The organism is Micromonospora humida, assembly GCF_016901255.1.
GTDB classification, from domain to species: Bacteria; Actinomycetota; Actinomycetes; order Mycobacteriales; family Micromonosporaceae; genus Micromonospora; species Micromonospora wenchangensis.
The window spans coordinates 331,056-354,227 of the sequence record NZ_JAFEUC010000005.1 but is presented as its reverse complement, the minus strand read 5'-3'; the positions used below and the strand labels follow the sequence as shown (position 1 = coordinate 354,227).

The following is a 23,172-nucleotide window of genomic DNA, read 5'->3' as shown; positions in this document are numbered from 1 at the left end:
GCCACCGTGGCGCAGCGCTTGCTCGACCAGATCTCGCCCACCCTGCCGGTCACCGGGGCCCAGATCGCGGCGTCGCAGTGGCCGCCACCGGAGTCTTCCCGTCCCGCAGTGCCTTCGGTGTCGTTCTCCAGCCCTGGTGCCGTCGACGGACCGGCTGATCAGCCGACCCGCCCCCGCAGGTCTGGGTCTGCGGGTAGGGGTCGGCGACCCGGCTCCCGACGAACTGGCAGGTGAAACCGCAGTCCCGGCTTCTTCAGCAACCGCCAGACTGCTCGCTGCGGCCGTCGACCACGACGCGAGCTGCGAACCCACCCCCCGCCGCCGTCATCGGCTGAACTTCGTCCTCCTGTCCGGCTCCGTACGCCCGGGCAGGCTTGTCGCACGATGATCCCGGCAAGCATGCGGATCGCGGCATGTGCGCGCATCGATTCAATTGGTCGGAGCGCGTGACCGCCCTCGAACGCCGCGAGCTGCGGGAGTTTGCCCTCGGCGGACCCGACACCGCCACCCGGGTGCGTACCGTCTGGCAGGTGCGGCTCGCGCCGGTCGACGCCACGGCGACCGGCTCCCGGCTGGCTGGGCCCTCCCGGCAGCGCGGACGGGGGGCGGTTGCGGGCCCGGCCGCCGCAGCCCGACGTCGACCCGTGCCCCGTCCCCACCGCCCGCTACCGCGGGCTCCAGAACCAGCTCTACCGAGTGGAGATCCTCGACGGCAGCGACACCGCCGGCGGCCCCACCTACGTCTGGTCCGGGAGAACGGCTCGGTGGTCGCGCCGCTGGCGGACGTCGACGCCGGCACGATCCGCCTCGATGCGCCGGGGCACGACGAACGCCTCGGCTTCGGTAAGGGGGACTGGGTGGAGGTCACCGACCCGGCCCGAGGCCGCCGTGGACTGCCCGGCCTCCTCGCCCAGCTCCGCGAGGACGGCGTCCAGGTCCAGTTCGACACCGCCGGGAGCCACCACACCGGGGACTACTGGCTCATCCCGGCGCGTACCACCAACCTGCGCGCCGGCAGGGACGCGCCGGGCGCAGCCGGCGACATCGAATGGCCGAGTGACGACACCGGCCCGCGGTGCCGGCCCCGCTGGCGGTGTCGCGCACAGCTTCCCGCCCGTCGCGCTGCTCGACCTCGCCGCCGCCGGAACCTGGACCCAGGTGACGGACCTCCGCCGGTTGTTCCGGCCGCTGACCGCGCCCGCCGGGGCCACCGTCGCCATACCCGCTCGCGGACGCCGAGCGGAGGGCGTGGAACGTGGTGGGGGCGTCCGGGTTCCAGCCGATCGCGCTGGACGGCACGGTGTCACTGGACGCCGACGAGGCGGTGGTGCGCTGGCTGCCGACCGAGTTCACCCGCGCCGTCGTCGGTCAGCAGTTGTTCGCGGTGCTGGCTGAGCCGGTCCGCTGCCACCTCGTGCTCTGGCTACCCTCCGTCGGCGACGTGCCGGGGACCGGCCTCCGGACCCGGTTCTGGCTCTGCGCGGGATGAATGACAGATCAAAGCCGCAGGGTGATGTCGGGGAGGCGATCGGCCAGCGTAACGTACGCTCGCCAGCTATACCAGATCAAACTGGACTGCTTGGTGGGGCGTCGTCCATCGTCCGCCTCTTCTTGAGAGGCGGACAAGTCTCGTCCTCCTTGGTTTCCGGCGACATTTTCAGTAGCTCGCTTGCATTCTTCTCTTTCATTCCTGAGTCCTGCCAGCACTTCGGATAGGCCTGCTCCACCGCCCATCGGTGGCGGTCCATCAGAGCGAGTCGCCGCTCTTGTTGCTGCACTCCACGTAGGTCAAGTAGTCCCAGCAGGCTTCGCTGCAGGAGTCCCTTGGGACGCGGGCTTTCGGCGCTTTCATGACCTTTGAGCAGCTTTCGCTTCCTGCCCTCGCTCGCGCCATTGATGTTGCCGGACTGCAACGTCGCCCCGGGAAGATAGTTGAAGAAAGTGAACAGGGAGTTGATCGCCTCCTGTAGTACAATTCCTTCCAGTTGGTACCTCGACTCCGGCGGCTGCTTCCGGCCGATTTCCGCCAGCCGTGACCCGTGCCCCACGAACTGCTCCAGGGCGATCCTGGCCAGGTCCTTTCCGTCTGCATCTACATGCCTCTTGAACGGCATTTTCTGCCGATCTGCGGCCGAGGCGATTCTCTGCAGCGCTGTGAACGCTTCTTGTGCGGTCTTCGAAATGATTGTGGTGCGCACGAGGTCAATGTATACGATCCACGCCGTGGTGTGCCCACCCATCCCTATCGCGCCAGGAAAGGGGGAAGGGCTTCGTCCGCTGGAGTCCAATCCAATGATCCGTCCGCGTTTGTCGATCCGTACCTGGGTGGCGAGCCGTTGACGGCGGCGGCCCTCAACCTGCTCCTTCGCCCAGATTGGCGCAGACTCGACAGGTAGGTTGTTGCAGTGCCCGGGCTGCTTGGTCGCTGGCTTCGCTGTTGGCTGCTCGTGGGTCTCCCTGAACCGTTCAGGTTTCCGGACCTCCCGACGCCCGAGACCCGTCGGTGCACTCGGCGGCGTTCCGCCAATCTGCTCTATCTGCGCCACCAGCTCGTTGCGGTAGGCGGAGCTTCTTCGTTCTTCATAGAGTCCAGGACTCGCTCTTCTGTCCCAGTCGGCGAGACGTGCAAGGCAAGCATTGAGGACTTTTTCGCGCTGCTCCTCGATAGCTGGATCGATTGCCCGGATGATGATTTCTGGCAATTTCTCCGGCGTGGCGGCGACTCCGGGCCATGCTTTTCCAAAAGCATTCGGGCAATCCATGGTCACGGAAAATATGTGCTGCTGGACGATCATGAGCTTCAGATCTTCCGGACGGATTTCTGTGCTGCCGGGCAAGATTCTTTCGCGGTCCCCCGGCGTTGCGGTCAATATGTACGCGAGTGCCTTGACGTCCAGCAGGCCGATGATGGCAAGCTTCAGGTTGTCGGGGGGTATGGGCTCGTAATTCTCCTCGCTGCGCCGCAGTGTCTCATGGTGCTCGCCCTCGGCGTTCCCCTTCCCGCTATCGCTCTGTGCAACTGCTCTTACATTGATGACTGTGAGCGGTACGAGTTCCCGGAACTGTAGAAAATCCCGGATCATATCCTGAAGATCGAGCAAGCCCATCTGTTCGGCATCAGCACATTTCTCGACAATCCTCTCCTCGGCGACCCTGAGGTTGTCGCGTTGTTTCTCTGGAAGGCGTCTGATCAATCCATATCCAGGGAGTTCTCTCACTTGGGCGACGAGCTGCCCGATCGCGCCCGCCGCATCGCCCGCCTGCTTGGTGATGATGGCTCGTCGGATGGCTCCCACCTGCACGACGAACGCCGTGGAGTGGTTCCCCATCGTCCCGGTAAACGGCGACCTCGGCCGCCCTCCGACGGCGACGTCGTCTACTGTCAGCCCATCCTGGGAAAGAATCTGTGCGACCAATTTCTCGGCGGCCACGTCTGCGGTCGTCGCCGCTACCTCGCTGTGCGACGTGTCGGCCTCGTACGGCCGCTTCATGTAGCATTCACCCCCCTGCCTGCCGTCGTCTCCGCCTCGGGACGTTCACGAATGGGAGCGTCAGTCCGCAGCCCGCCACCATCCGCGCCGTGCAGGGTGCGTGCTCCCCACGCCACCCGCGTGTTCGGGAAGGAACGCAGGCAGTTGACGCCGAGCGGGTTGAGCCGGCCCTCGTCGCCGTCTGGCCGCCGCCGTTGGCGGAAGAAGTCCCGCACCGCGCCGCTCATCGTGCTCTCCGCCCAGAGCCCGCCGAAGGTCCGCTCGAAGTCGGCGTATCCGCTGATGAACGTGGCGGTGTTCACCGGCCCGCGCCGGGCGCTGCCGACGAAGGCGGCGACCGAGGTGGCCACCCCGGTGATGGTTCGCACCGCGCTGGGAACCTCCTGGACGTAGATGCCCGGACAGGACGTGCTGACCGTCATGAGCCCTCGATTCGGATGGCGCGGCCTCGGCTCGACAGGCCGGGAACGACGGGTTCGCCCCACGCGTGGTTGCCCTCGAAACGTATGACGGGCCGGGGCCGTGCCCGTTGGCGTGAGGAAATCCGTCAGGGAAGTCGGACGACCAGGCCGATTCCCTCGCCCCTGCGCGGCGGGCATGGCACCATCGACGCGCGGCGTCCACCAGCCGGTCGGTCAGGCGGGCACCACGTAAGGAAAGCTGGTGGAGCGGGTCCCCTCGGCCGTCTCCGCGGTGAGGCCGGACGTGATCGCCTTGTTCAGGACCAGAGAGAACATGACCTCCGGAGCGTTGTCCCGCAGCGCCCGTCCGTTGCGTACCGCGAAACCGAAACTGGCCGGCGAACCGACCCGGTACGAGAGCATGTCGGGCAGGATCAGTTCGGCCACGCTGCGGCCGTAACTCTCCGGGTCGGCGGCGGTCCGGTTCGCCGCGACGAAGCGGGCGACCTTCGCCGCGATCTCGCTGCTGGCGTTACGGACGTCGTCCCGGGGGTGCCGGGCATTGGCCGGGTTGGTGAAGTCGGCATCGGTCGGCCAGAAGATCGGCCACATCATCGGCTGGCCGGCCCGGGTGACCGGCCGCCACTGACCGCCCTCGGCGGCTACCTTGGTGGTGCACCAGATCCGCACCCGCGCCCCGTCCCGTAGGAGCGGCTCGTTACGGATGACCTCCAGGACGATGCACTCGACGATGGAGCCGGCGCAGCTGTTGCGGGCCTCGTCCGGGTGCCAGGCCTCCCAGTCGAGCCGGGTGCCGTCGCGAAGGGCCTCGTTGACCGTCGTGAGTTGGTCGAGGTCGATGAAGAACGGGTCCATGATCCGCCCGGTCCAGAGGCGGATCCCGTCGCCGCTGACTACCTCGCCGGTTCGTCCGGCCACGACCAGGATGCCCGCGGCCGAGTCGGTGCTCGCATCCGAGTTCCGCAGGGCGTGGAGCGTGACCGACTGCCTGCCGCCCTGGTCGGGATCACCGAAGGCCACCCGGTAGGTCAGGCCCTCGATCTTGTCGGTCTCATGGTGGATCTTGAATTCGTACCGCGCTCCGGGATGGAAGCCCCGTTCGGTGTCGGGACGGACGGCCGAGCTGTTGACGTTCATCATCAGCACGGTGCCGCGTTCGCCGTCGAAGACGTACAGGTCGTCTATGCAGAGCTGGCCGTTCTGGGGCGCCAGCGGCTTGTCGGTGAAGTACGACATGATCTGCTCCCCGGGTCAGGATGCCTCAGCGTCGCGCCGCTCGGCTTCCGTCACCGGGTGACGTTGCTGCGCCGCTACCGCACCGGCCGGATCACGCGTCGTGAATTCGCATTCGCGGCGCGCAGGTCGTTGGTGAGTATCTGTTTCGTCAAAGGCGAGTGGACGTACCGCTGATAGCGCTGATGGACCCGCTGCCTCGAGCCGCCCAGGTGACGGGCCATCGCTGCCCAGGTGGCCCCGCGGTAGTGGGCCTCGGTGACCAGCAGCACCGTCTCGGTGTCCAACGCTCGCGACATCTCCGCCATCGTGCCGAGCACCCGCAGCACGGCCTCGACCGGGTCAGCTGCGGTGAGCGCGTTCTCGATGCCGATCGCGCGGCGAACTGTGGCCCGGGTGCCGCTTATCCACCGCCAGCCCTCGCGGAGCGGCGTGAGATACGGCCAACAGTCCTCATTGGTTTGCATCGCATCCGGGTCTTCCTGCTAAAGATCTGCATCGTCTCGACCGGGCGATCGACGATGGTGGTATCGATTCCTGCCATGATGTACTCGCACCGCCTGAAAGTACCGAAGGCCCCGCTTCGACACATGGTGCGAAGTATCTGCTGTCAACTGTCATTGTCGACATTGCACGTAAACGCCCAGTGTGTACGTACCCTGTGGTAAGGCCGCCGTAGCGACCGGCCGACGCGCCGGCGAAATAGTGGGCGGATCTTCGGCGGTAACTGTCGATCGGGGGCGGGTCCGCTGCTGCGGCGGCGCTCAGCGGGCGAGCAGACTTCCTGACCTGGGGCGCTGAAGACTAACTACGCTGTTTACGTTTACTTCGGCGGACAGCCTGTTCGTGTGGTCGTCCTGCTTCTGCTGGTGGAGTCCGCAGTTGACGCCACACAGCATGGTGGCCAACACGCACCTCGGCGGCGGCGTCGTAAGCCACCGCTTCTTCATGGATCCTGATCATGGTCTGTTGGCCGAAGAGACGGAACTGCACGATCTGGTGTCGAGGAGTTCGAGTGCGGTGGTGGCCTGGCGCTGGATCGCGTCGAGCGTCTCGGCGCTGGGGTTGCCGGTGGCGAGGGTGGCTTGGTGGAGCAGGGTTTCCGCTGCCCAGGTTCGGTGCCAGGCGAGTGCCCAGGTTTCGGCGGGTAGGCCGGCGCGGTCGCGGAGGGTCTGTGCGTGGCCGCCGGCGTGAACGTAGTGGTTGAGGAGGCGGCGTAGTCGGGGTGGGTGGCGGGTGCCGTGCCAGGTGGCGAGGTCGAGGAGGATGCCGGGACCGTTGAGGGCTTTGGCGACGTCGAGGAGGTGCCACCTGTGGTGGGTGAGGTGCAGCGAGGTGGGGTGTAGTTCGGAGTGGCAGATGCCGAACGGTGGGATTTCGGCATCTGCCGTTCGCCGTCCGGCGGCCTGGTCGAGGGCCCGGAACAGTGGGCGAGGCGGTGTTCGTCGGTGAGCCGGCCGGTGTCGTGAGGCGTTCTACGTACGCCAGGTGCCGCAGTTGTGCGGTCTTCGTTGGTGAACCGGGTCGCCAACCAGAAGCCGTACTACCTGCGGAAAGCACAAGCGTCACGAAGTGAACGTGCAGGTCATCGCCGATGCGGCCGCGCGTCTCGTCTGGGCCTCGGCGCGTTGCCCGGCTCGACGCACGACCTGACCGCCGCCCGCACCCACGGCATCATCGACGCCCTGACCGGCCCCGACGTGATGACCTTCGCGGACAAGGGCTATCAGGGCGCTCTCGGCAGCGTGCGCACCCCGTTCAAGCGGCGCCGCTTCCGCCCGAAGCTGTCACGCCGGCAGAAGGCCGTCAACCGGGCCCACGCGAAGATCCGCGCCCGCGGCGAACGCGCGATCGCCACACTCACGACCTGGAAGATCCTGGTCAAGCTGCGCTGATGCCCACGCCGAGCGACCGCGATCGTGTACGCCATCCTCGTCCTGCACCACGTTGAAACCGACCGCTCCGCAGGATGAAATGGCTCAATGATCCGCCGCGGCTGCTGCCCCTCGTCGTCATCGATCTCGCGCACACGCACCCGTTCTGCCACCCGAACAGCCTGGCGACACCGCACCGCCCGCACCAGCACCCGTACGGTGCGTCGTCATGAGGCAAACATTCCCTGATGCGGCACTAGGTTTGGGGGTGCGAGGACCTGCACAGGGGTGGGACGCCATGTTGTGGTGCCGTCACCGAGTTGGCGCTGGGCGTTGTAACCCCAAGCGGCCACCGTGTAGTCAGGCTGTAGAGCCAGACTATGGGCTGTGCCAGCCGCGATGGATCTGACCCCGCTCAGGGACCGGTCGCAGGGGGCAGCCTCCCCCACAGCACAGACCTGAGTGACCTGCAAGCGGGTGTCCCATGTGCCGTTGCCGAGTTGGCCATAACCGTTGAACCCCCAGCCCAGGACGCCGCCGCTACTCAGCTGCGCCATGCTGTGCGACGCGCCGACCGCGATGTGCCGGATTCCGTACAGGAAGCGGTGGCAGGGAGCGATCTCTCCCACCGCACACACCCGCACAGGAATGGCCCGGTTGACGACGGTGCCGTCACCAAGCTCACCAACATAGTTCGCGCCCCAACCGACAGGACCACCGTCACCCCGCAGCGACATGCTATGAAACTCGCCACCTGCTATGGCATTCACCGCGTACAGGAATTGATCGCAGGGCGCGACCTGTCCCACCGCGCACACTCGTACCGGGGTGGTGCGGCCGACGGTGGTGCCGTCACCAAGCTGACCTTCGTAGTTCCGACCCCAGGCCACGGCCAGGGCGTTACCCACCACCGCCAGGCTGTGACCCCAGCCGGCCGCGACGGATCTGACTCCGCTCAGGAATTTGCCACAGGGCGCGACCTGCCCCACCGCGCACACTTTTACCGGAGTGAGGCGGGTGGCGGTGGTGCCGTCACCGAGCTGGCCTTGTCCGTTCCAGCCCCAGGCGACGGCCGACCCGTTCTCCATCGCGGCCAAAGTGTGGGTCCAGCCGGCCACGATGGATCTGACTCCGCTCAGGAACCTGCCACAGGGTGCGACCTGCCCCACCGCACATACCCGTACCGGAGTGGTGCGGTTGGTCCAGGTGCCGTCGCCAAGCTGCCCAAAACTGTTGTAGCCCCAGGCGACGACCGTGTGGTCCCTGAGTAGGGCGAGGTTGTCGTTCCGGTTGGCGGCGATAGCGATTACGCCGGTGAGGAACCTGGAGCAGGGGGCGCTCTGGCCGACGGCGCACACTCGTACCGCAGTGGTGCGGCGGGCGTTGGTGCCGTCGCCAAGCTGCCCGAAGAAGTTTTCGCCCCAGGTGACGACGGTGCCGTTCGAGAGCAGGGCGATGCTGTGCGCGTCACCGGCGGCGATGGCTGTCACGGTGCCGAGTTTCGCTGGAACCTGTTGCGTGCCGGGGTTGGGTGGCATCGCGAAGGCGACTGCACGGCCGGCCGTTGCGCCGTAGGCATCACCGATCATCAGAACCACGACCAGCGCCGCCACCGTGGCGAGGAATTCCGACCGCCGGCGATGGGCGGACGTTGCTGCCGGCGTAGGATGAAGATCATTTCCTGTGCCCATCTGCTCTCCTTTCCGAGGCAGCTTCTGGATTCGATTCAGTCCGATCGCAACAGCCGGTCAGCCGTGCGACAGGGAAGGTCTACGTTTTTCCCGAGGTTCGAAGAAGGTCGGGAGCGGCAACGGTGCGAGTTGAGGGAACGTGACCGGGATTCGGCTTGTCGACCCGGGAGTGCTGCCCGGGTTTGATGGAAATATAAGTCAAGGCAGCATGATCAGCGAATAGGCTCCCTGAACGAGTTAAGTACTCACAAGTAGGCGGGACTCGCCGGTGCGCCGACGGCTTGAACCATCTCGCGTGGCCTGTTGCGCGAAATCCCGCAATCGCGGCGGCAGGTGTACCACTGCATGTCATCACGGTAGAAGACGCTCGGTCGGAGCCCGTAACGCATGGAAGAGCGGGTGGGTGCCCGCCTGCGGCGTGCTGTGGATCTGCCCCATGACGAACTCGGGTGCGTAGCCCTGACCGGGGTGGAAGACGGAACTCATGTGGTCCTTCTTTGACCCCCGGTACCTGATCAGCGGAGCGGTGTCGGCGAGCAGTCGGCTGCCCGGGTCGCTGCTGGCGGCGGCGTCCGAATGGCCGGCGGGGACCGCTGCCATTGCCGTCGCCGTGACTCCTGTCGTCATGACGGTCGCCGTGATCGTCGCGACGACCAGCCCCTCCATGCGTCGTCCATGTTGTTGGTAAATTCTTCAGATCAACTTCATGACTGTCAATGCGAGCGAGTTGTTTCGACAATTGTTGCAAGGTGCCTTGATGGGGTGGCTGGAACAAATACGGTCCACTCTGTCCGGTTCCGCCCGGAGGGCCGACGGTGCGCTCGACGACCGCCGTCCCGGCCGGCGAGTTACCGGCGGAGTCCCAGCGGATGGTGATGCGCCGGGGACACGGCTTACTCGTCCCGCGGCAACCGCGCCTACCTACGGAAACACCACATCAGGCGGTCACTCCGGAAAGAGGGGCCAGGCCGCGAACCGGAAGAAGGGCAGCCGGGGCGGCCGACCCGTCAGCCACGACGCCGACCTCTACAAGGAGCGGAACACCATCGAGCGTCTGATCAACAATCGGTAGGAGGTGTGTCCGGGGCGTCTCCGTTGTCGGCCAAGTTCTTCGGTGGCCGACTCCCCGATTAGGTGCCGGCAGTCGAGGACGATATCCCCTGCCGGGAATACCGTGGATGCGGATGCGGATGCGGATGCGTGCGCGGGAACGTTTGATACTGAGGGCATGTGACAAAGGTTGAATATTCTGGCCGGGACTCTGGTCCGGTCGCTTTTGCTTGCTTTCGGATGCCCAGTGGTCGTTGTTCGAGGGGATGCTCCTGAAACCGCTGGGACGCCTGGGGCGGAAGGGGATGACTGGCGACGTATGATCGCGATGGTGGCGAGGCGTCAGGCCGAGATCCCGGCACCGGTGAGGGAGGGGTCAGGATGTTCGGTCGGAAGAAGAAGCTCGACGATATGGTGGCGCAGCTCAGGCCTGACCTGAGCCGGGAGTCGCTGGGCGTCGGGCCAGACTTCCCGGGCGTCGCCCCGAATCCGCTCCTGAGCGGTGATGCACGCAAGCGCAATGCGGAACTGCGTACGGGGGTGCTTGCGCTCGGTGTCCTCGTCGGCTGGCGGGAGGTGAACAGCAACCCTCGCGTGGTCCTGATGTTCGACGTGGAGACCGCCGAGGGCGTCTCGTTCCGCGGTGTCGCCGACGAAGATCTCACGGTCACCGAGCTCGCCCGACTCGCCCCGGGGCAGACGTTGCCCGTGCGCTACCGGCCGGCCGTCATGGACCACTACGTCGCCCTTGCCCGTGACGCGGACCCTGCCCGTGTGCGGCAACTCTCTGACCGGATCGCGAGTCGCAAGCGCACCTGACCGGGAACCCCTTGGCCGGGTGCGGGTTGTGCCGTGGCCATGAACGTTCACGGTGTTGGTTGACACGCCGCCCGTGGTGTCGGTCGGGCGGCGTCGTGGCGATCAGGCTGTGGCAGATCTTGTACGGGTGCGGCGGCTCGGGGATCAAGAAGGTCGGCAGCTGCCCGGAGTCACCCGTCGGAGCCGGTTCACCGATCCGACCGAGGCGGGCGATGGGTGGCCGTCCCGGCCAGATCAGTCCCGATGACAGAGCATCCATCGTCGAGACGGCCAACACCCCCTCCGTGAAGCTGCGCCGGCCGTTCACCCGGTGAAGCATCCGCAAACTCGCCGACCATCTGCGCGTGCACACAACTCGCCGCGACGTAGCGGCATCGTTCAACGCTCAGCGCGAACGTGGGGGCGTCGGGGCGACTGACAGTAGTCGTCCGAGTGCAATGGGACCCTGCGCGGTCTCTGCGTCCGAATGCGTTGTCCGACTGTCAACATCATCGAGCAGCGAACTGTCAGTATTCAGTCATTCGGGCGAATCGCTGCCAAAGGATAGAATGCGTGAGCGAAACGAGTGGCCATAGTGGATCACTGGAGGCGCATTGATGCGATGGCGATCGGCGGCGATGCATGATGGGTGCCAGTCATTCCGGCGGTCCGAGCGTGCTGGCGGGTCGACGTCATCCGCCGCCCGCGGCGCCGTCGGCTCGCCGGGAACCGGCGAGAGTCGGGCTAGCGCGGGCCATGGTCGCCGGACTGGTGAGTCTGCTGCTTGCCGGTTGCACCACCGACCCGGAGCCGACCCGGCTGGACGGCACCGATCAGATCGTCGAGCCGGCGGTCAGCAGCGCGCCGCCGCCTGGTCCTGAATTCGACCTGGCTCGTCGGAGTCTGGCCGGTCCCCTGCTCACTCGCGACGGTAAGTACCAGGCCCGGCTGGTCGGCGACTGGGTGGTCGTATCCACTGCCGACGGTACCGAGTTCGACCGGTTCGGCATCGGCACCGAAAGCGTCCGGATCAACATGGACTTCTCTCCCGACGGGCGCTACCTCGCGGTCGGGCTTTCGGACTCGATGGTCCTCTACGACTTCACCACGAAGGACCCCACGGCGCTGCCCCTGCCCGAGGAGGTGAAGCGGCCGGACGGTGATCCCCGGCCGAGCACCGGCCAGTTGAGATTCTCGGCCGACAGCGGCCATCTGGTGGTCGAACTGTTCGACGAACGGAACAACAGTCGCTACTGGCTCCACGATCTGCGCAGCCGCCGTCAGATCGTCTCGCCGCTCCCGCCGAACATCGAGGTCCCGAGTGATCCGGGTGTCATCTTGTACGTGACGGGGCTGGCCGTGGTCAACGGCGGAAAGCGGGTGGTGATCGCCGGTCAGGGTGGCTTCCTGGTCTGGGCGCCGGACGATCGGGCATTCCAGTGGCGGCCCTGCGCCTGCGGTAGCACCCTGACCAGCGCCGTGGACCGGCAGGCTCAGCATGTGGCATTCCTGACCTTGGACGACGAAGTGGTGCTCTGGGATCCGGGCCCTCCCCGGGAGGTTGGACACTGGAAGGTGCCGGCCCTGGCCTCTGGCGCCAAACCGGCCGTGAACCCCACCGAGTTGAAGTTCACCGAAGACGGCGGTTGGCTGCTGGCCGGCCCGGAATACGGCCACGTGTGATCGATCCCGGACGGCAGGCTGGCGGGTTCCTGGCAGGAGCCCGGGTCGTGAGCGGCGGCAGAGCGAAACGGCGGCGCGGCAACAGCGGTCCGGACCGAAAGCGGCAAGCCCAAGGCGGGCGTCCGGTAGCGGGCCAGGACAAACCAGGCGGCGACCAGCCGGTACCGCGGGTGCGTCGGGTGCTGGGATCGCTGCATCGGGCCTGGTGGTTCGTGCTGGGCACTGCGGTAGCCGCCCTTCTCGGTGCCGTCGCGAGCATCTATGCAACCAGGTGGGTGGACGATCTTGACCCGCAGGTCGTCGCGGTGCACGTCGTGGCGAATCCTGCCACCGTGGACACCTGGGGCACCGCCGAGTTCGCGATGGTGCTGCCGAAGGACGCCCGCCCCTCCGATGATCCCCCGGTGGGCTGCGCGACGCTGATCGACTGGGCGCGCGCCCTTGGCGCGGTCGATCACCAGGTGAGCCGGGTGCGCGTCGTCGTGCAGGGCGCCGGAGATCAGGGTGTGCTGATCGACAACCTGCGTGCCCGCGTGATCCGGCGCAGCCAGACTCCGGATCCGTCCGGTGTGCAACTGCGCTGCGGCGGCCAGCAGGGGGCCGCCGAACCACGGGACGTCGAGATGGACCTGGACGCTCCCCAGCCGGCCGCCCGCTACCGCACCCTGATTGAGGGGCGCAGGCCACTGTTCGGGTTCACCCTCGCCAAGGGTGAGACCGAGGTGTTCGACCTGACCGCGTTCACCACCGGCACAGTGGAGTGGACTCTCGAACTCGACCTGGTGGTCGCTGGGAAGCGAAAGCGGGTCGAGGTGAGCAATCGGGGTCGGAGTTTTGTCACGACCGCAGCACCCGGACCCCGGACCTACCAGGTTCCCCCAGGGGGCGACCACTGGATCGAGTGTGTTCAGACGCCCCGCCTGGCCTGCCCGGAGAGCGCCCCGCCGGCACACTTCCGGTACGACGCCTGACGGTCGGCCGGGCCAGCAGTGGGCCCTCGATCGACCCGACCGGGTGCAGCTGATGGCCGGCGACTGGTGTACAGAACCTGACGATGCGGCAGATCGGGCCGTTGTCGGGGGTGTCGCATTCCTTTGCACACCGAACCATCGACACTCTGGGCCTGCTGCTGGTTCTCGCACCTGTGTGCCGCCGGCCGGTCGACCAGATCACCCGCCCCAGCGGCCTGACCCCACCACCGCGAACGTCGGTCGTCAACGCATCAACGACGGGGTCCGACACCGATCCACGAGCCGGGAGGCTGCCGCTGCGTCATCTCCCGCAGGGCGGGCGGACATCCGTGCCGGCATTCGACGTGCAGCGGCCGAGGGCGGGCGTGCGATGGTTCGATGTGAGAAGAACACGCAACCGTTCGCGAGTATCTCACTCATTCGACTCGGCTATTCATCTCCGCGTTGCATGGGTCTATATTCTGGGTCACGAATCCCTGTTGCTTGAGCTGCCTGCCAGGGAGGTGAGATCTACTCCAATTCTCGTGGCATCCCTCCCGCCCCTCACGCGTGTCCCCGTTCTGGTCTTGCCTGTGCGGCGTGCCGGACTCGGGGCCTGTGCAGCTACACGCCTGATTCGCCGCCAAGGTCCGGGCAGTCAGGTGGCCAGGAATTGAATTTGTCTCGGTCAGGAGAAGGAGATGGGTGGATTCTGCTTTCCCGAAGACACGTCGGCCGTGATGGTCGGCCATGCCCGACGCGCTGCCGTCACTGGCGTGCTGGTGGTGCTGGCGCTGGTCGCGGTGGTCGGTGACGCCTCGGTCGGTGGGGCGAGGGTGGCACCGGCCAGTTCATCCGCTGTGCCTGTGGTGGCCCAGCGACCAGTGGCCCAGCAGGCTCCGGCCGAACTCGGCGCAGTGACCGCCATCGCCGCCGGCTACGGGCACAGCCTTGCCCTGCGCTCGGACGGCACCGTACTGGCCTGGGGTCGAAACAGTGAAGGCCAGCTGGGTGACGGCACCCTCGATGCGAGTGTCACCCCGGTGCAGGTGTGCGCCGTCGGTCAGGTCGCGCCCTGCACCCAGTTCCTCACCGGAGTGATCGCCATCGCTGCCGGGTTCACGCACAGCGTGGCCCTGCTGCGGGACCGCACCGTCGTCGCCTGGGGTCAGAACGTGACAGCCCAGCTCGGCGACGGCACTTTCACGGATCGTTCGGTTCCGGTGCGGGTGTGTGCGGTGGGGGAGGCCGCGCCGTGTAGCCAGTTCCTCAGCGGGGTCAGGGCCATCGCCAGCGGCGGTGCAGACCACAACCTCGCCCTGCTGGGCAACGGTGCTGTCGTCGCCTGGGGTTTCAACGCCTTCGGTCAGCTCGGTGACGGCGAATACTCCGGAGGCTCGGTTCCGGTGCGGGTGTGCGCGGTGGGGGAGACCGCCCCCTGCGACCGGTTCCTGACCGGGGCCACGTCCATCGCGGTAGGTGAAGATCACAGTGTGGCCGTGGTGGGGACCGGCCACGCCGTCGCCTGGGGTTTCAACGGCGCAGGTCAGGTCGGCGATGGCACCAACGACGATTTCCGTCCCATCCCGGTGCGGGTGTGTGCGGTGGTGGAGACGGCCCCCTGCGACCGGTTCCTGTCCGGGGTGAGCGCCGTTGCGGCCGGCACTTTCCACAGCATGGCGTTACTGGGCAGCGGCAGTGTCGTTTCCTGGGGCTACAACGTCGAGGGTCAGGTCGGTGACGGTACACGCGATAACCACCGGCTCGTTCCGGTGCGGGTGTGTGCGACGGGGGAGGTCGCACCCTGTGATCGGTTTCTGTACGGGGTGCGGCACATCGCCGCCAACGGTTATCACAGTATGGCGCAGCTGAGCAGCGGAGGCGTTCTGGCGTGGGGCTACAACGGCCGTGCCGAGCTCGGCGACGGTACTCGCGTGAATCGTCTGACGCCGGTGCGGGTATGTGCGGTGGGGGAAGTCGCGCCCTCCGGTCGATTCCTGTACCTGATTCGGGCGATCGCCGCCGGCGTCGCCCACAATCTGGCGCTACAGCCGAACTACACCGTCGTCGCCTGGGGCTTGAACAACCACGGTCAGCTTGGCGACGGCACTACTAGTGACCGTCTCGTTCCGGTGCAGGTCCTGGCACCCCAGGGCCCCGGCACAGTCACAAGGTGATGCCGAGCGGTGCCAGCGGGCGGGTGCTGTCTCGGGCGTCATGTCGGTTGGCGGCGGCGATGTCGGTGACGCCGGTCAGGCGCAGTGCACCGATCGCGGCGTTGCGGAGGGCGGCCATGACCTCGGGTCCGACGCCGGTGCGGATCCGGCTGCGGTCTTCGTCGTGGGTGACGTCGCGGCTCCAGTGGACCGTGCGAGACCTGCCGGCACGTCTGGCGTACCCGGGTGGTCAGCCGGGCCCAGCGCAAAACCGGCTGCCCAGCGTGCTCTCGGCGGGAACGCTCCTACCAGACTCGTCTGACCCGGGCCGAACTCCGGTTCCGCGACGTCGCTCCCGAACTGCTTACCCGGGCCGTGCGCATCCTCGACGTCGACAAGGCCCGCGACATCGAGCTGCTCGATCTGGCTCGCGGGTCGACCATCCGAGCGCTCTGGCGATGCCCAGACTGTGCGCACGAGTGGGTGGCGCCCGTCGTCACCCGCACCTCCGGGCGCGGCTGCCAGCCGTGCGGCATCCGCCGGCGCACCGCGTCCCGCCAGGAGCCCTCGCCCGGTGGATCGCTGGGCGACCTGCATCCCGAGATCGCGAGCACCTTTCTGGCGAACCTGGACCACCCTGATCGGGGGCCTGATCGGCTCCGCCCGGGTTCTGGTGACCGCTGCCGGTGGCACTGCCCCTGCTGCGGGTCGAAGGAGTGGGAGACGACTGTCGCGTCCCGGATCCAGCGGCAGGGCTGCAGAGGGTGCCGCCGCCTGTGGGTTCAAGTCGTCTCGATCCGCCGAGGTGTCCGTTCAGATGCCTGCGAGGGTAAGGAGCCGGTCCATCTCGGTCACTGGCAGTGTGGGTGCTGCGGCGGTTGCGTGCGCTACCCATTCGTCTGGATCTCCGAGCAGGGCGCGTCGCACGTGGACTGGCAGGTTTGGGTGTTCGGCGACGGCGCGGCGGACCGTACTCTCGGGGTCGGTGGCCAGACGTTCGGCCAGGTCGACGGGTAGGTCGACGTCTCGGGGTGCGAGGCATCGCATCCGTGGGTCGGGGTCGGTGGCGAGCCGGCGCAGGGTCTGCGGCGGGAACGTGAGGACGTCGGCCGGACGCCAGGTCGTCCTCTTCTCCGGCCGGAACTCACGGTCGATGCGCTCGGCCGTCGCAGGATCAACCAGGTGCGGGGCGTGCGTGGCCATGGTCATGCGTACGCCGCTGTCGTCGTCGTTGAGGAGCCGGATGATCGCGTCGGCCGGCAGCGCCGGGTTCCGTGCCGCGGAGCGGCGGAAGCAGATGAAGGGCGAGGACAGGTGTGGCCGCGGGTCTGCGGTGACCCAGTCGAGCTGCAGGTACCGCAGTTCGGCGAGGGCCATATGGTCTTCGACCTGCTGCAGCAGCGCATTGTCGTCGAGGTCGCTGTCGAGCAGGTCGGTCAGTGGGCGCTCACTCTGCTGGATGTCCCCGTAGATCCGGTGACGTGCCGGCTCGGGCGTGTCCCGGCGGCCGAAGATACCGACGCGTACGTTCGCGCTGGGGTCGTCGGTGAGGAAATCCCGTACTGGTGGGGAGAGGTGTGGATGTTCGGCGAGCTGGCGGCGCACCTGGTGGTCGGGGTCACCGGCCAGCTGTGCGGCCAGTTGCGGGGTGAGGATCGCGTGGCGTACCGCTCCGGCGCGGGTGACCGGGTCGGCGAGCAGTCCTGTCACGAGGTCGGGGGGCGGCACCGGGTGGGGTGACCGTGCGTAGTAGGTCGAGCAGGCAGCTGCGCGGACCTCGTCGACGGGGTCGGTGAGGAGGATCCGCCGGGTCGTCTCGGGTGCCTGCGTCCACCATCGTGCGAGGGTGGTCCGGACCTGCGGGTCAGGATCGACGGCGAGTCGGGCTAGCAGATCGGCCGGTATGTCGTCGCGGTTAGCGAGGTAGGTGCGTACCTGTGTGTGCGGATCCTCGATGAGCCGCTCGTACACGTCGCGGGGTGCGTCACGGGCACCAGCGGCCAGGGCGGCCCGGATGGTGGGATCGGCGTGCGCAGTCAACCGCCTCCGGGCGGTGTTCGGCAATCGCGGGTTGAGTGCGAGTGAGTGCAGCAGCCAGTGATGGTCCGAGGCGAGGATCTCCTCGATCACGTCCAGGGTCAGGTCGGCACGGGTGGCGACGTGACCGAAGCCGCCCCGGTAGCGCACCAAGCGGCGGACCAAGCCGGCGGGCAGAGCTGGGTTCTCGGCAAGGCCGTCGAGCACCTTCGACAGGTGGACCGGCATCGGCACGTCATCAGCCACCGGTCGCCCCTCCCCGAAACCGTCGAGCCTCAGCAGGCTTGCATGTTCATCGGAGACGGTACTGCTGGCCGACCTGGTCGCCGGCCACCCGTACCGCTGAGGCAGCCGATAAGCACCGGTTCGGCTGGACCTCCAGGCCAGCGAAGTAGACCCGCCCCATCAAAGCGGGGGAAAGTTCATTCGGTAAACCGGAGCGGTGAAATAGCTCGGCGGCACTTCGCCGTCGGTGACCAGCAACGCGCTGAACCGTCGCCGGTTCGCCGCAGTGGCTCCAGCCTTCTCCAAAGCGGCAGCGCGGGCAGCACCGGCGTCCGGGACCTTGCGGGGACGGCCGCTGGCGCGACCGACGCGTTCGTGCTCGCAGCAGGAGCACATCCACCTGGGGCCGGCTGGTCCCGCCGGCTGCCGGGGTGGCGTGGGCGACGTCCTCTTCGGTCGTCCCGACGACCGCATGCACGGCAGGCCATTGGCCGAACGTAGCCGCATACACCCGGCTGGCAGCGTCGTCGTCCGGCTGGGCGGACAAGCTGTAGGCGAGTTCCCGGAAGTCGGCGGCCAGATCCGAACCACGCCGCAGGGCTGTGTAGCGTCGATCGATGGCCACCAGGAGGGTGTGCACGGCGCCAGCCGCCGAGGAGATCAGCGGCTGCACCAAACCTGAAGGGGCGAACCAGGCGGCAAGGTCGGACAACCGACGCACCCGCTCGTCGATCGATTCCTGCTGATCGCAGGTGTCGAGCAGGCCCGCGTGGATGGCGGCGGTCTCGACCAGCGGCCGGTGCCCGGCCGACTCCAAGTCGGTCAGGGCCGCCTCGACCCGGCGCAGCGCCCGCCCGTACTCACGCGGGAACTGTCGCAGGGCCTCGATCACACGATCACGGTTCTCCCCGAACAGCAGATCGTCGGTGACATCAGACTGCACCATCTGCGCCGGCGCAGCGTAGAAGTCGGCGGTGACACGCTGCATCTCGTCCAGCCTCGTCCGGACGTCATTCAGATCGGTTGGCAACAACCCAGCATCGGAAGAGAGATGCTCGATCAGATCACGGACCGTGCGGTCGACGCTGTCGGGAAGACGGTGCATGCGCCGCACCGGTCAGCTTCAACCCGTCACCACGGGCTCGATAGACCAGCATCGCGACCGGGCCCGCCGCTCTCGCCGCCGACGCCTGAGCGGACCCTCCGGACGGCCGCTAGACTGCCCGTCGCGATAGGATGACCGTCTGTCAGCCGTGGCCGTGCTGCGCCCTGCTCGGCGAAGGGAAGTGGTGGCCCCAGGTGAGCACGCTGCCGGGACTCGCGGCGGACACCGCCTCCACCGCCTTGGCGATAATGGCCCCGGACGGCCGCTTTCTCTGGTGCAACCCAGCCGGTCACCGGTTGGGTGTGGGGCTGGCAGAGTTGCCGCTGGGGCAGATCGGGCCCGACGGGCCCGCAGTGGACCACCCGGTGCGAGGTGCCGACGGGGCCACCAGGTGGTTACGAGTGCTATGTCACGGCATGGAGCACGAGGGGCAACCGCTGCGCCTGTACGAGCTGCGTGACGTCAGCGCCGAGCGGCAGGAACGCGACCGTGGGCGCAACTACCGGTGGCGGCTGGCCCACCTCGAGCAACTCGCCAAGGTGGGCACCTGGGAGTGGAACGTACTGACCGGTGAGGTCGTCTGGAGCGACGTGCTGCTGCAGATGTTCGGTCTGCCCGCTGATGCACACCTCGACTACGACTCCTACCGGCAGATGTTGTACCCGGACGACGTCGCGATGATCGAACGGACGTTGGAGCAGGCCCTACGTGACGGCGGCTCGTTCTCCTACACGCATCGGATGTACCTCGCCGACGGCGCGACACTGCGCGTCTTCGAGTGCTACGGCGAGGTCTTCCCCGATGCCGCTGGGGCGCCGGCGCGCGTCCTGGGCACCGCCCACGACATCACCGAGATGCGGCGAGTGCAGGACGAGCTGACCAAGCTGGCCGAACGCGACCCGCTGACCGACCTGCCGAACCGCCGTGCCCTGCTGGCCCGCCTCGACGACCTGATCGCCGAGCTGCGGGAACGGTCCGCGGCGTTGCTGCTGATCGACATCGACAACTTCAAGGACATCAACGACGTGCACGGGCACGCGGTCGGCGACGACGTGCTGCGCGTCCTGGCCCGGCGGCTGCTGCACGAGCTGCCCGACGGCACGGTGCTGGGCCGCCTGGGCGGCGACGAGTTCGCGGTCGTCCTGCCGGGGGCGTACGCCGAGGACGCCCTCGCCGTCGCCGAGCGGCTCTGCGACGCCAGTGTCAGCACGCCCGTGCCGTTGGCCGGCACCGGGCTGCGGGTGACCCTGAGCATCGGTGCCGCCTCGCTGGAACCGGGCGACACCCGCGATACCGTGCTCGCCCACGCCGACCTCGCCCTGTACGAGGCGAAGAACGCCGGCCGCAACCGGGCCAGGCTCTACCTGCCGGAGCAGTACCGACACGCCGTGCAGCGCGTCAACGTGGTGACCCGGGTCCGCAAGGCCCTCGACGAGAACCGGATGCGGTTGGACGCCCAGCCGATCATCGACCTGTCGACCGGGGAAGTGGTCAGCCGCGAGCTGCTCGTCCGGCTGCGCGACGGCGGCGAGCCCAGCCTGTCACCGGCGGAGTTCCTACCGACGGTGGAACGTGACGACCTCATCGGTGAGCTCGACCGGTGGGTGGTGTCCACCGCCACTCAGGCGCTGGCCCACCCCAAGGCCATGACGGCGGGGATGCGCTTCGACATCAACATCTCGGCTCGATCCCTGGAATCGCCGGGCTTCGGTGACTGGGTGGTGCGCACCCTGCGCGCGGCCGGCATCGACGCGAGCCGGCTCGGCCTGGAGATCACCGAGACCGCGGCGATCACCAATGTCGCCGCGGTGCGGCACCTCGCCAGCACCTTGCGCGACGCCGGTTGCCGGCTGAGCCTGGACGACTTCGGCGCCGGATTCGGCTCGTTCGCCTACCTCAAGCACCTGCCCTTCAGCACGGTCAAGATCGCGGGCGACTTCGTCCGCCAGGCGGATCACGGCGGCGCCGATCCCGTGCTCATCGACGCGGTCGTCCGCGCCGCGCACGGCCTGGGCATGCGAACCGTCGCCGAGTCGGTGGAGCGCGCCGCGCTGGTGCCGGCGCTGCGGCTGCTGGGCGTGGACGCCGGCCAGGGCTACCACCTGGGCCGACCGACCCCATTGGACGAACTACTCGGTCGAACGTTCGACTCGCGGCAGGGCGGCGGGGCGGCCGGAACAGTCGTGGGGCATCCTGAACCCTGATCAACCGCCCCGGTTTGGAGACTCAGGTGAACGCACCCCGGACAAGGCCGTTCCCCACCGGCGCCGAACTCGTCACGAGCGACCTCGACGCTGCCTGTACCTTCTACCAGGACCTGTTGGGATGGACGTACCAGGCCACCGCCGACGGCTGCACCGCGCTCGCCGACGGGGTTCGCGCCGCCGATCTGCGGTTCGGTCCTGCCCCGGCCCGCTGGTGGACTGTCTTCGGCGCCGCTGACGAGGCCACCGTCCGGGCCGCCGCCGGCGCAGCCGGCGCCCGGCTGTCCGGCGACGAGGTGCACGACCCGCTGGGCGGGAGCTTCCGGCTACGCACCGCACCGGCCCCGGTGGCCCCGGGCCTCGGTCGGCCCTGCTGGTACGAGTACATGACGACCGACCCGGCCGGAGCGGACCGGTTCCACACCGCCGCCCTGGGCCTGCGGTCCAGCGTGCCACCCGGCGCCCCCGACGACTCGTACGCCCTGCTCGTCGGCGACGTCGCGCCGGTCGCCGGCCGGCTCGCCACGCCTGCGCCGCTGGATACCCTGCTGCCCGCCGGCTGGATGGTCTATCTGGCCGTGGCGGATCCGGACGACGTCGCCGAGCGGGCCCAGCGGGGCGGTGGCCGACTGCTGGTGCCGCCGCGCGACGTGGTGACCGGTCGGGTCTGCGCGCTCGCCGACCCGGCGGGAGCCGTCTTCACCGTCATTCGACCGGCCCACACCGGTAGCTGACTGCCAGGCGTTCTCCCGCAGGTCGTCGTCACCCTGGCGTCCCGAGACCGGCACCGAGGCACGGCGGGACCCGGCATGCCACGCGTTCAGGGATCCCCTCGGAGGATGTGCCGCGATCGCGGGAGCGGGGTCTGGTCAACGACGGGCCGCCCGCCGCCGCAGCGCACCCACCAGCACGACGAGGACGGTCAGGGCGGAGCCGGCAACGAGGCCATTCATGCGGGATGTGTCAACTGCGGGCCAGCAACGGCGCACGACCCCCGACCACCGAGCCGGGCGGCATTTGACGAGGGCGGTGTTGTGCCCGCCCCACCGGATTTCGCCGGCAACCGACCGGTTCCTCGTACTCAGCGGCCACGGAAGCGGGCCCGTGCGGTCACCTGCAGCGGGAACCCATAACGTCTGCTCCACCTCCCAGGCTTCCTCACCCACCAGGTAGCCGGCAGGGTTCGGCCCCGGCATCCAGCGTCGATCCGAGGCCCAGCAGGCGCCATCGGCCTCCTCGAACGACCCGGGTCCGTCATGGGAGAGCACCCAGATGTGCTGACTGCGCGCAGCGTCCTTTCAGGAACCGAGGAGATCGAGACCATCGTCTGGAAGTGCCGCACCGGGCGCACCGTGGCGGGACCCTCCTGACGAACTCGGCACCTGGGAGGGCATCCACTCCCGGTTCTGTCGCTTGACCACGGGTGCGCGCCGCTTGACCATTCACTTGTATTTTGCAAGTATGGCCCGCGTGAGCCTCTTCATCACCTGCCCGGTCGAGAGCGTCGAGCGCGCAACCGCCTTCTACACCGCCCTCGGTTGGACCCTCAACGCCGAGATGTCCGACCACAACGTGTCGTGCTTCGCGATCGCCCCCGAGCAGTACGTCATGCTCGGCAGCCGCGAGATGTACGCGAGCGTCGGCGGAGTCGAAGAGTTGATCGGCGGACCGCAGACGCCCTCGAAGGTCACGGTCTCGTTCGACCTGGGCAGCCGGGAGGCGGTCGACGAACTCGTCGACCGCGCCGGCGCCGCCGGCGGGCGGATCGGTGACACCGACGACTACCCCTTCATGTACCAGCGCCAGTTCGACGACCCCGACGGCTACCACTACTCACCGTTCTGGATGAAGGCGGACGCCGACCCGACCGCGTGAGCGACCTCGCCGCGGCCCTCGACATCGTCGGAGCACGGTGGGCCCTGCTCATTGTGGAACGGCTGCTCGACGGGCCACAACGCTACGGCGATCTGCAACGTGACCTCGGCGTACCGACCAACATGCTCGCGATACGCCTGCGCGAGCTCGAAGCGGCCGGCGTGCTGATCCGCCTGCCCCTTCACCACAACACCCGGGCCTACGCGCTGACCGATCGCGGGTTCGCCTTACGCGAGGCGATCGTCGCACTCGGCAACTGGGGCAGGCGCGACTCCTGATACGGCACCGCCGTCCGGAATCATGGCTGGTCGTCCACGGGAGGCGGAGTATGCAGGGCACGGGAGAGAGAAGACCGCTACCGCAGGCGGTCCGATGGTA

General features: G+C 67.9%; 18 protein-coding genes and 5 pseudogenes. 14 read left to right on the top strand and 9 right to left on the bottom strand.

From position 1 onward, the window contains the following. Positions 1-480: 480 nt before the first annotated feature. Together JQX11_RS33590 and JQX11_RS13135 are read left to right on the top strand one after the other, a co-directional pair. Positions 481-765: pseudogene (locus JQX11_RS33590) on the top strand (DUF6519 domain-containing protein); the annotation flags it as partial. Between the two features lie 490 nt (positions 766-1,255). Continuing rightward, a complete protein-coding gene (locus tag JQX11_RS13135) occupies positions 1,256-1,489 on the top strand; it encodes a hypothetical protein (RefSeq protein ID WP_204925250.1) in 234 nt (77 codons plus the stop codon). 76 nt (positions 1,490-1,565) lie between these two features. Here JQX11_RS13135 and JQX11_RS13130 read toward each other — a convergent pair whose 3' ends face one another. The 4 genes from JQX11_RS13130 to JQX11_RS13115 form a co-directional block, all read right to left on the bottom strand. After that, positions 1,566-3,491 (bottom strand): hypothetical protein, encoded by a 1,926-nt coding sequence (locus tag JQX11_RS13130; RefSeq protein ID WP_204925249.1) that lies wholly within the window; start codon positions 3,489-3,491, stop codon positions 1,566-1,568. After that, positions 3,488-3,913: a hypothetical protein gene (locus tag JQX11_RS13125; RefSeq protein ID WP_204925248.1), complete on the bottom strand. Its 426-nt coding sequence runs from the start codon at positions 3,911-3,913 to the stop codon at positions 3,488-3,490. The genes JQX11_RS13130 and JQX11_RS13125 overlap by 4 nt, the downstream gene beginning before the upstream one ends. A gap of 213 nt (positions 3,914-4,126) precedes the next feature. Continuing rightward, the gene (locus JQX11_RS13120) at positions 4,127-5,149 is read right to left on the bottom strand and encodes a DUF4331 family protein (RefSeq protein WP_204925247.1); all 1,023 of its coding nucleotides are present in this window, start codon (positions 5,147-5,149) and stop codon (positions 4,127-4,129) included. 74 nt (positions 5,150-5,223) lie between these two features. Beyond that, positions 5,224-5,613, bottom strand: a complete 390-nt coding sequence (locus JQX11_RS13115; RefSeq protein ID WP_204925246.1) for a hypothetical protein — start codon at positions 5,611-5,613, stop codon at positions 5,224-5,226. Positions 5,614-6,663: 1,050 nt separating this feature from the next. Here JQX11_RS13115 and JQX11_RS13110 point away from each other — a divergent pair. Next, positions 6,664-7,119 (top strand): annotated as a pseudogene (locus tag JQX11_RS13110) (transposase family protein); the annotation flags it as partial. A 128-nt stretch (positions 7,120-7,247) separates the two neighbouring features. Here JQX11_RS13110 and JQX11_RS13105 read toward each other — a convergent pair. Beyond that, positions 7,248-8,711: an RCC1 domain-containing protein gene (locus tag JQX11_RS13105; RefSeq protein ID WP_204925245.1), complete on the bottom strand. Its 1,464-nt coding sequence runs from the start codon at positions 8,709-8,711 to the stop codon at positions 7,248-7,250. A 351-nt stretch (positions 8,712-9,062) separates the two neighbouring features. Beyond that, a complete protein-coding gene (locus tag JQX11_RS13100) occupies positions 9,063-9,377 on the bottom strand; it encodes a hypothetical protein (protein ID WP_204925244.1) in 315 nt (104 codons plus the stop codon). A gap of 213 nt (positions 9,378-9,590) precedes the next feature. Here JQX11_RS13100 and JQX11_RS13095 point away from each other — a divergent pair. The 6 genes and pseudogenes from JQX11_RS13095 to JQX11_RS13070 all read left to right on the top strand — a co-directional run. Further along, a pseudogene (locus JQX11_RS13095) lies at positions 9,591-9,774 on the top strand (IS5/IS1182 family transposase); the annotation flags it as partial. A 368-nt stretch (positions 9,775-10,142) separates the two neighbouring features. Further along, a complete protein-coding gene (locus tag JQX11_RS13090) occupies positions 10,143-10,580 on the top strand; it encodes a hypothetical protein (protein ID WP_204925243.1) in 438 nt (145 codons plus the stop codon). A 750-nt stretch (positions 10,581-11,330) separates the two neighbouring features. Then, positions 11,331-12,242, top strand: coding sequence for a WD40 repeat domain-containing protein (locus JQX11_RS13085; RefSeq protein ID WP_204925242.1), 912 nt, complete (start codon positions 11,331-11,333; stop codon positions 12,240-12,242). A 179-nt stretch (positions 12,243-12,421) separates the two neighbouring features. Then, the gene (locus JQX11_RS13080) at positions 12,422-13,213 is read left to right on the top strand and encodes a hypothetical protein (protein ID WP_204925314.1); all 792 of its coding nucleotides are present in this window, start codon (positions 12,422-12,424) and stop codon (positions 13,211-13,213) included. Further along, positions 13,203-13,446 (top strand): annotated as a pseudogene (locus JQX11_RS33585) (IS5/IS1182 family transposase); the annotation flags it as partial. The gene JQX11_RS13080 and the pseudogene JQX11_RS33585, both read left to right, overlap by 11 nt. Before the next feature lie 447 nt (positions 13,447-13,893). Beyond that, entirely contained in the window at positions 13,894-15,369 is a 1,476-nt protein-coding gene (locus JQX11_RS13070) for an RCC1 domain-containing protein (RefSeq protein ID WP_204925241.1), read from the top strand. Here JQX11_RS13070 and JQX11_RS33050 read toward each other — a convergent pair. Then, positions 15,359-15,487 carry a hypothetical protein gene (locus tag JQX11_RS33050; protein ID WP_269756848.1) on the bottom strand — a complete coding sequence of 43 codons (129 nt, stop codon included), beginning with the start codon at positions 15,485-15,487 and terminating at the stop codon, positions 15,359-15,361. The genes JQX11_RS13070 and JQX11_RS33050 overlap by 11 nt on opposite strands. Before the next feature lie 86 nt (positions 15,488-15,573). Between JQX11_RS33050 and JQX11_RS33580 the strand changes: the two are divergent. Then, a pseudogene (locus JQX11_RS33580) lies at positions 15,574-16,110 on the top strand (zinc-ribbon domain-containing protein); the annotation flags it as partial. Positions 16,111-16,161: 51 nt separating this feature from the next. On the opposite strand, the gene JQX11_RS32395 reads toward JQX11_RS33580, so the two are convergent. Then, the gene (locus tag JQX11_RS32395) at positions 16,162-17,631 is read right to left on the bottom strand and encodes a hypothetical protein (RefSeq protein WP_307826169.1); all 1,470 of its coding nucleotides are present in this window, start codon (positions 17,629-17,631) and stop codon (positions 16,162-16,164) included. A 46-nt stretch (positions 17,632-17,677) separates the two neighbouring features. Further along, complete coding sequence (locus JQX11_RS13055; protein WP_232377768.1) at positions 17,678-18,715, bottom strand: DUF2397 family protein; 1,038 nt, start codon at positions 18,713-18,715, stop codon at positions 17,678-17,680. A 416-nt stretch (positions 18,716-19,131) separates the two neighbouring features. On the opposite strand from JQX11_RS13055, the gene JQX11_RS13050 reads away from it, so the two are divergent. The 4 genes from JQX11_RS13050 to JQX11_RS13035 all read left to right on the top strand — a co-directional run bounded on the left by JQX11_RS13050 (position 19,132) and on the right by JQX11_RS13035 (position 23,072). Further along, positions 19,132-20,919: a putative bifunctional diguanylate cyclase/phosphodiesterase gene (locus tag JQX11_RS13050; protein WP_204925239.1), complete on the top strand. Its 1,788-nt coding sequence runs from the start codon at positions 19,132-19,134 to the stop codon at positions 20,917-20,919. Positions 20,920-20,945: 26 nt separating this feature from the next. Then, positions 20,946-21,653: a VOC family protein gene (locus JQX11_RS33405; RefSeq protein ID WP_204925238.1), complete on the top strand. Its 708-nt coding sequence runs from the start codon at positions 20,946-20,948 to the stop codon at positions 21,651-21,653. Positions 21,654-22,389: 736 nt separating this feature from the next. Continuing rightward, positions 22,390-22,794 (top strand): VOC family protein, encoded by a 405-nt coding sequence (locus JQX11_RS13040; protein WP_145919122.1) that lies wholly within the window; start codon positions 22,390-22,392, stop codon positions 22,792-22,794. Next, positions 22,791-23,072 carry a winged helix-turn-helix transcriptional regulator gene (locus JQX11_RS13035; RefSeq protein WP_204925237.1) on the top strand — a complete coding sequence of 94 codons (282 nt, stop codon included), beginning with the start codon at positions 22,791-22,793 and terminating at the stop codon, positions 23,070-23,072. Before JQX11_RS13040 ends, JQX11_RS13035 begins: the two co-directional genes overlap by 4 nt. Positions 23,073-23,172 lie beyond the last annotated feature (100 nt).

Coding starts and splice junctions, on each gene's coding strand:
- JQX11_RS13130 (WP_204925249.1), bottom strand. CDS start 3,491: ATGAAGCGGCCGTACGAGGCCGACACGTCGCACAGCGAGGTAGCGGCG.
- JQX11_RS13105 (WP_204925245.1), bottom strand. CDS start 8,711: ATGGGCACAGGAAATGATCTTCATCCTACGCCGGCAGCAACGTCCGCC.
- JQX11_RS13100 (WP_204925244.1), bottom strand. CDS start 9,377: ATGGAGGGGCTGGTCGTCGCGACGATCACGGCGACCGTCATGACGACA.
- JQX11_RS13120 (WP_204925247.1), bottom strand. CDS start 5,149: ATGTCGTACTTCACCGACAAGCCGCTGGCGCCCCAGAACGGCCAGCTC.
- JQX11_RS13050 (WP_204925239.1), top strand. CDS start 19,132: ATGGAGCACGAGGGGCAACCGCTGCGCCTGTACGAGCTGCGTGACGTC.
- JQX11_RS13090 (WP_204925243.1), top strand. CDS start 10,143: ATGTTCGGTCGGAAGAAGAAGCTCGACGATATGGTGGCGCAGCTCAGG.
- JQX11_RS13115 (WP_204925246.1), bottom strand. CDS start 5,613: ATGCAAACCAATGAGGACTGTTGGCCGTATCTCACGCCGCTCCGCGAG.
- JQX11_RS13070 (WP_204925241.1), top strand. CDS start 13,894: ATGGGTGGATTCTGCTTTCCCGAAGACACGTCGGCCGTGATGGTCGGC.
- JQX11_RS33050 (WP_269756848.1), bottom strand. CDS start 15,487: ATGGCCGCCCTCCGCAACGCCGCGATCGGTGCACTGCGCCTGACCGGC.
- JQX11_RS13125 (WP_204925248.1), bottom strand. CDS start 3,913: ATGACGGTCAGCACGTCCTGTCCGGGCATCTACGTCCAGGAGGTTCCC.
- JQX11_RS13055 (WP_232377768.1), bottom strand. CDS start 18,715: ATGCACCGTCTTCCCGACAGCGTCGACCGCACGGTCCGTGATCTGATC.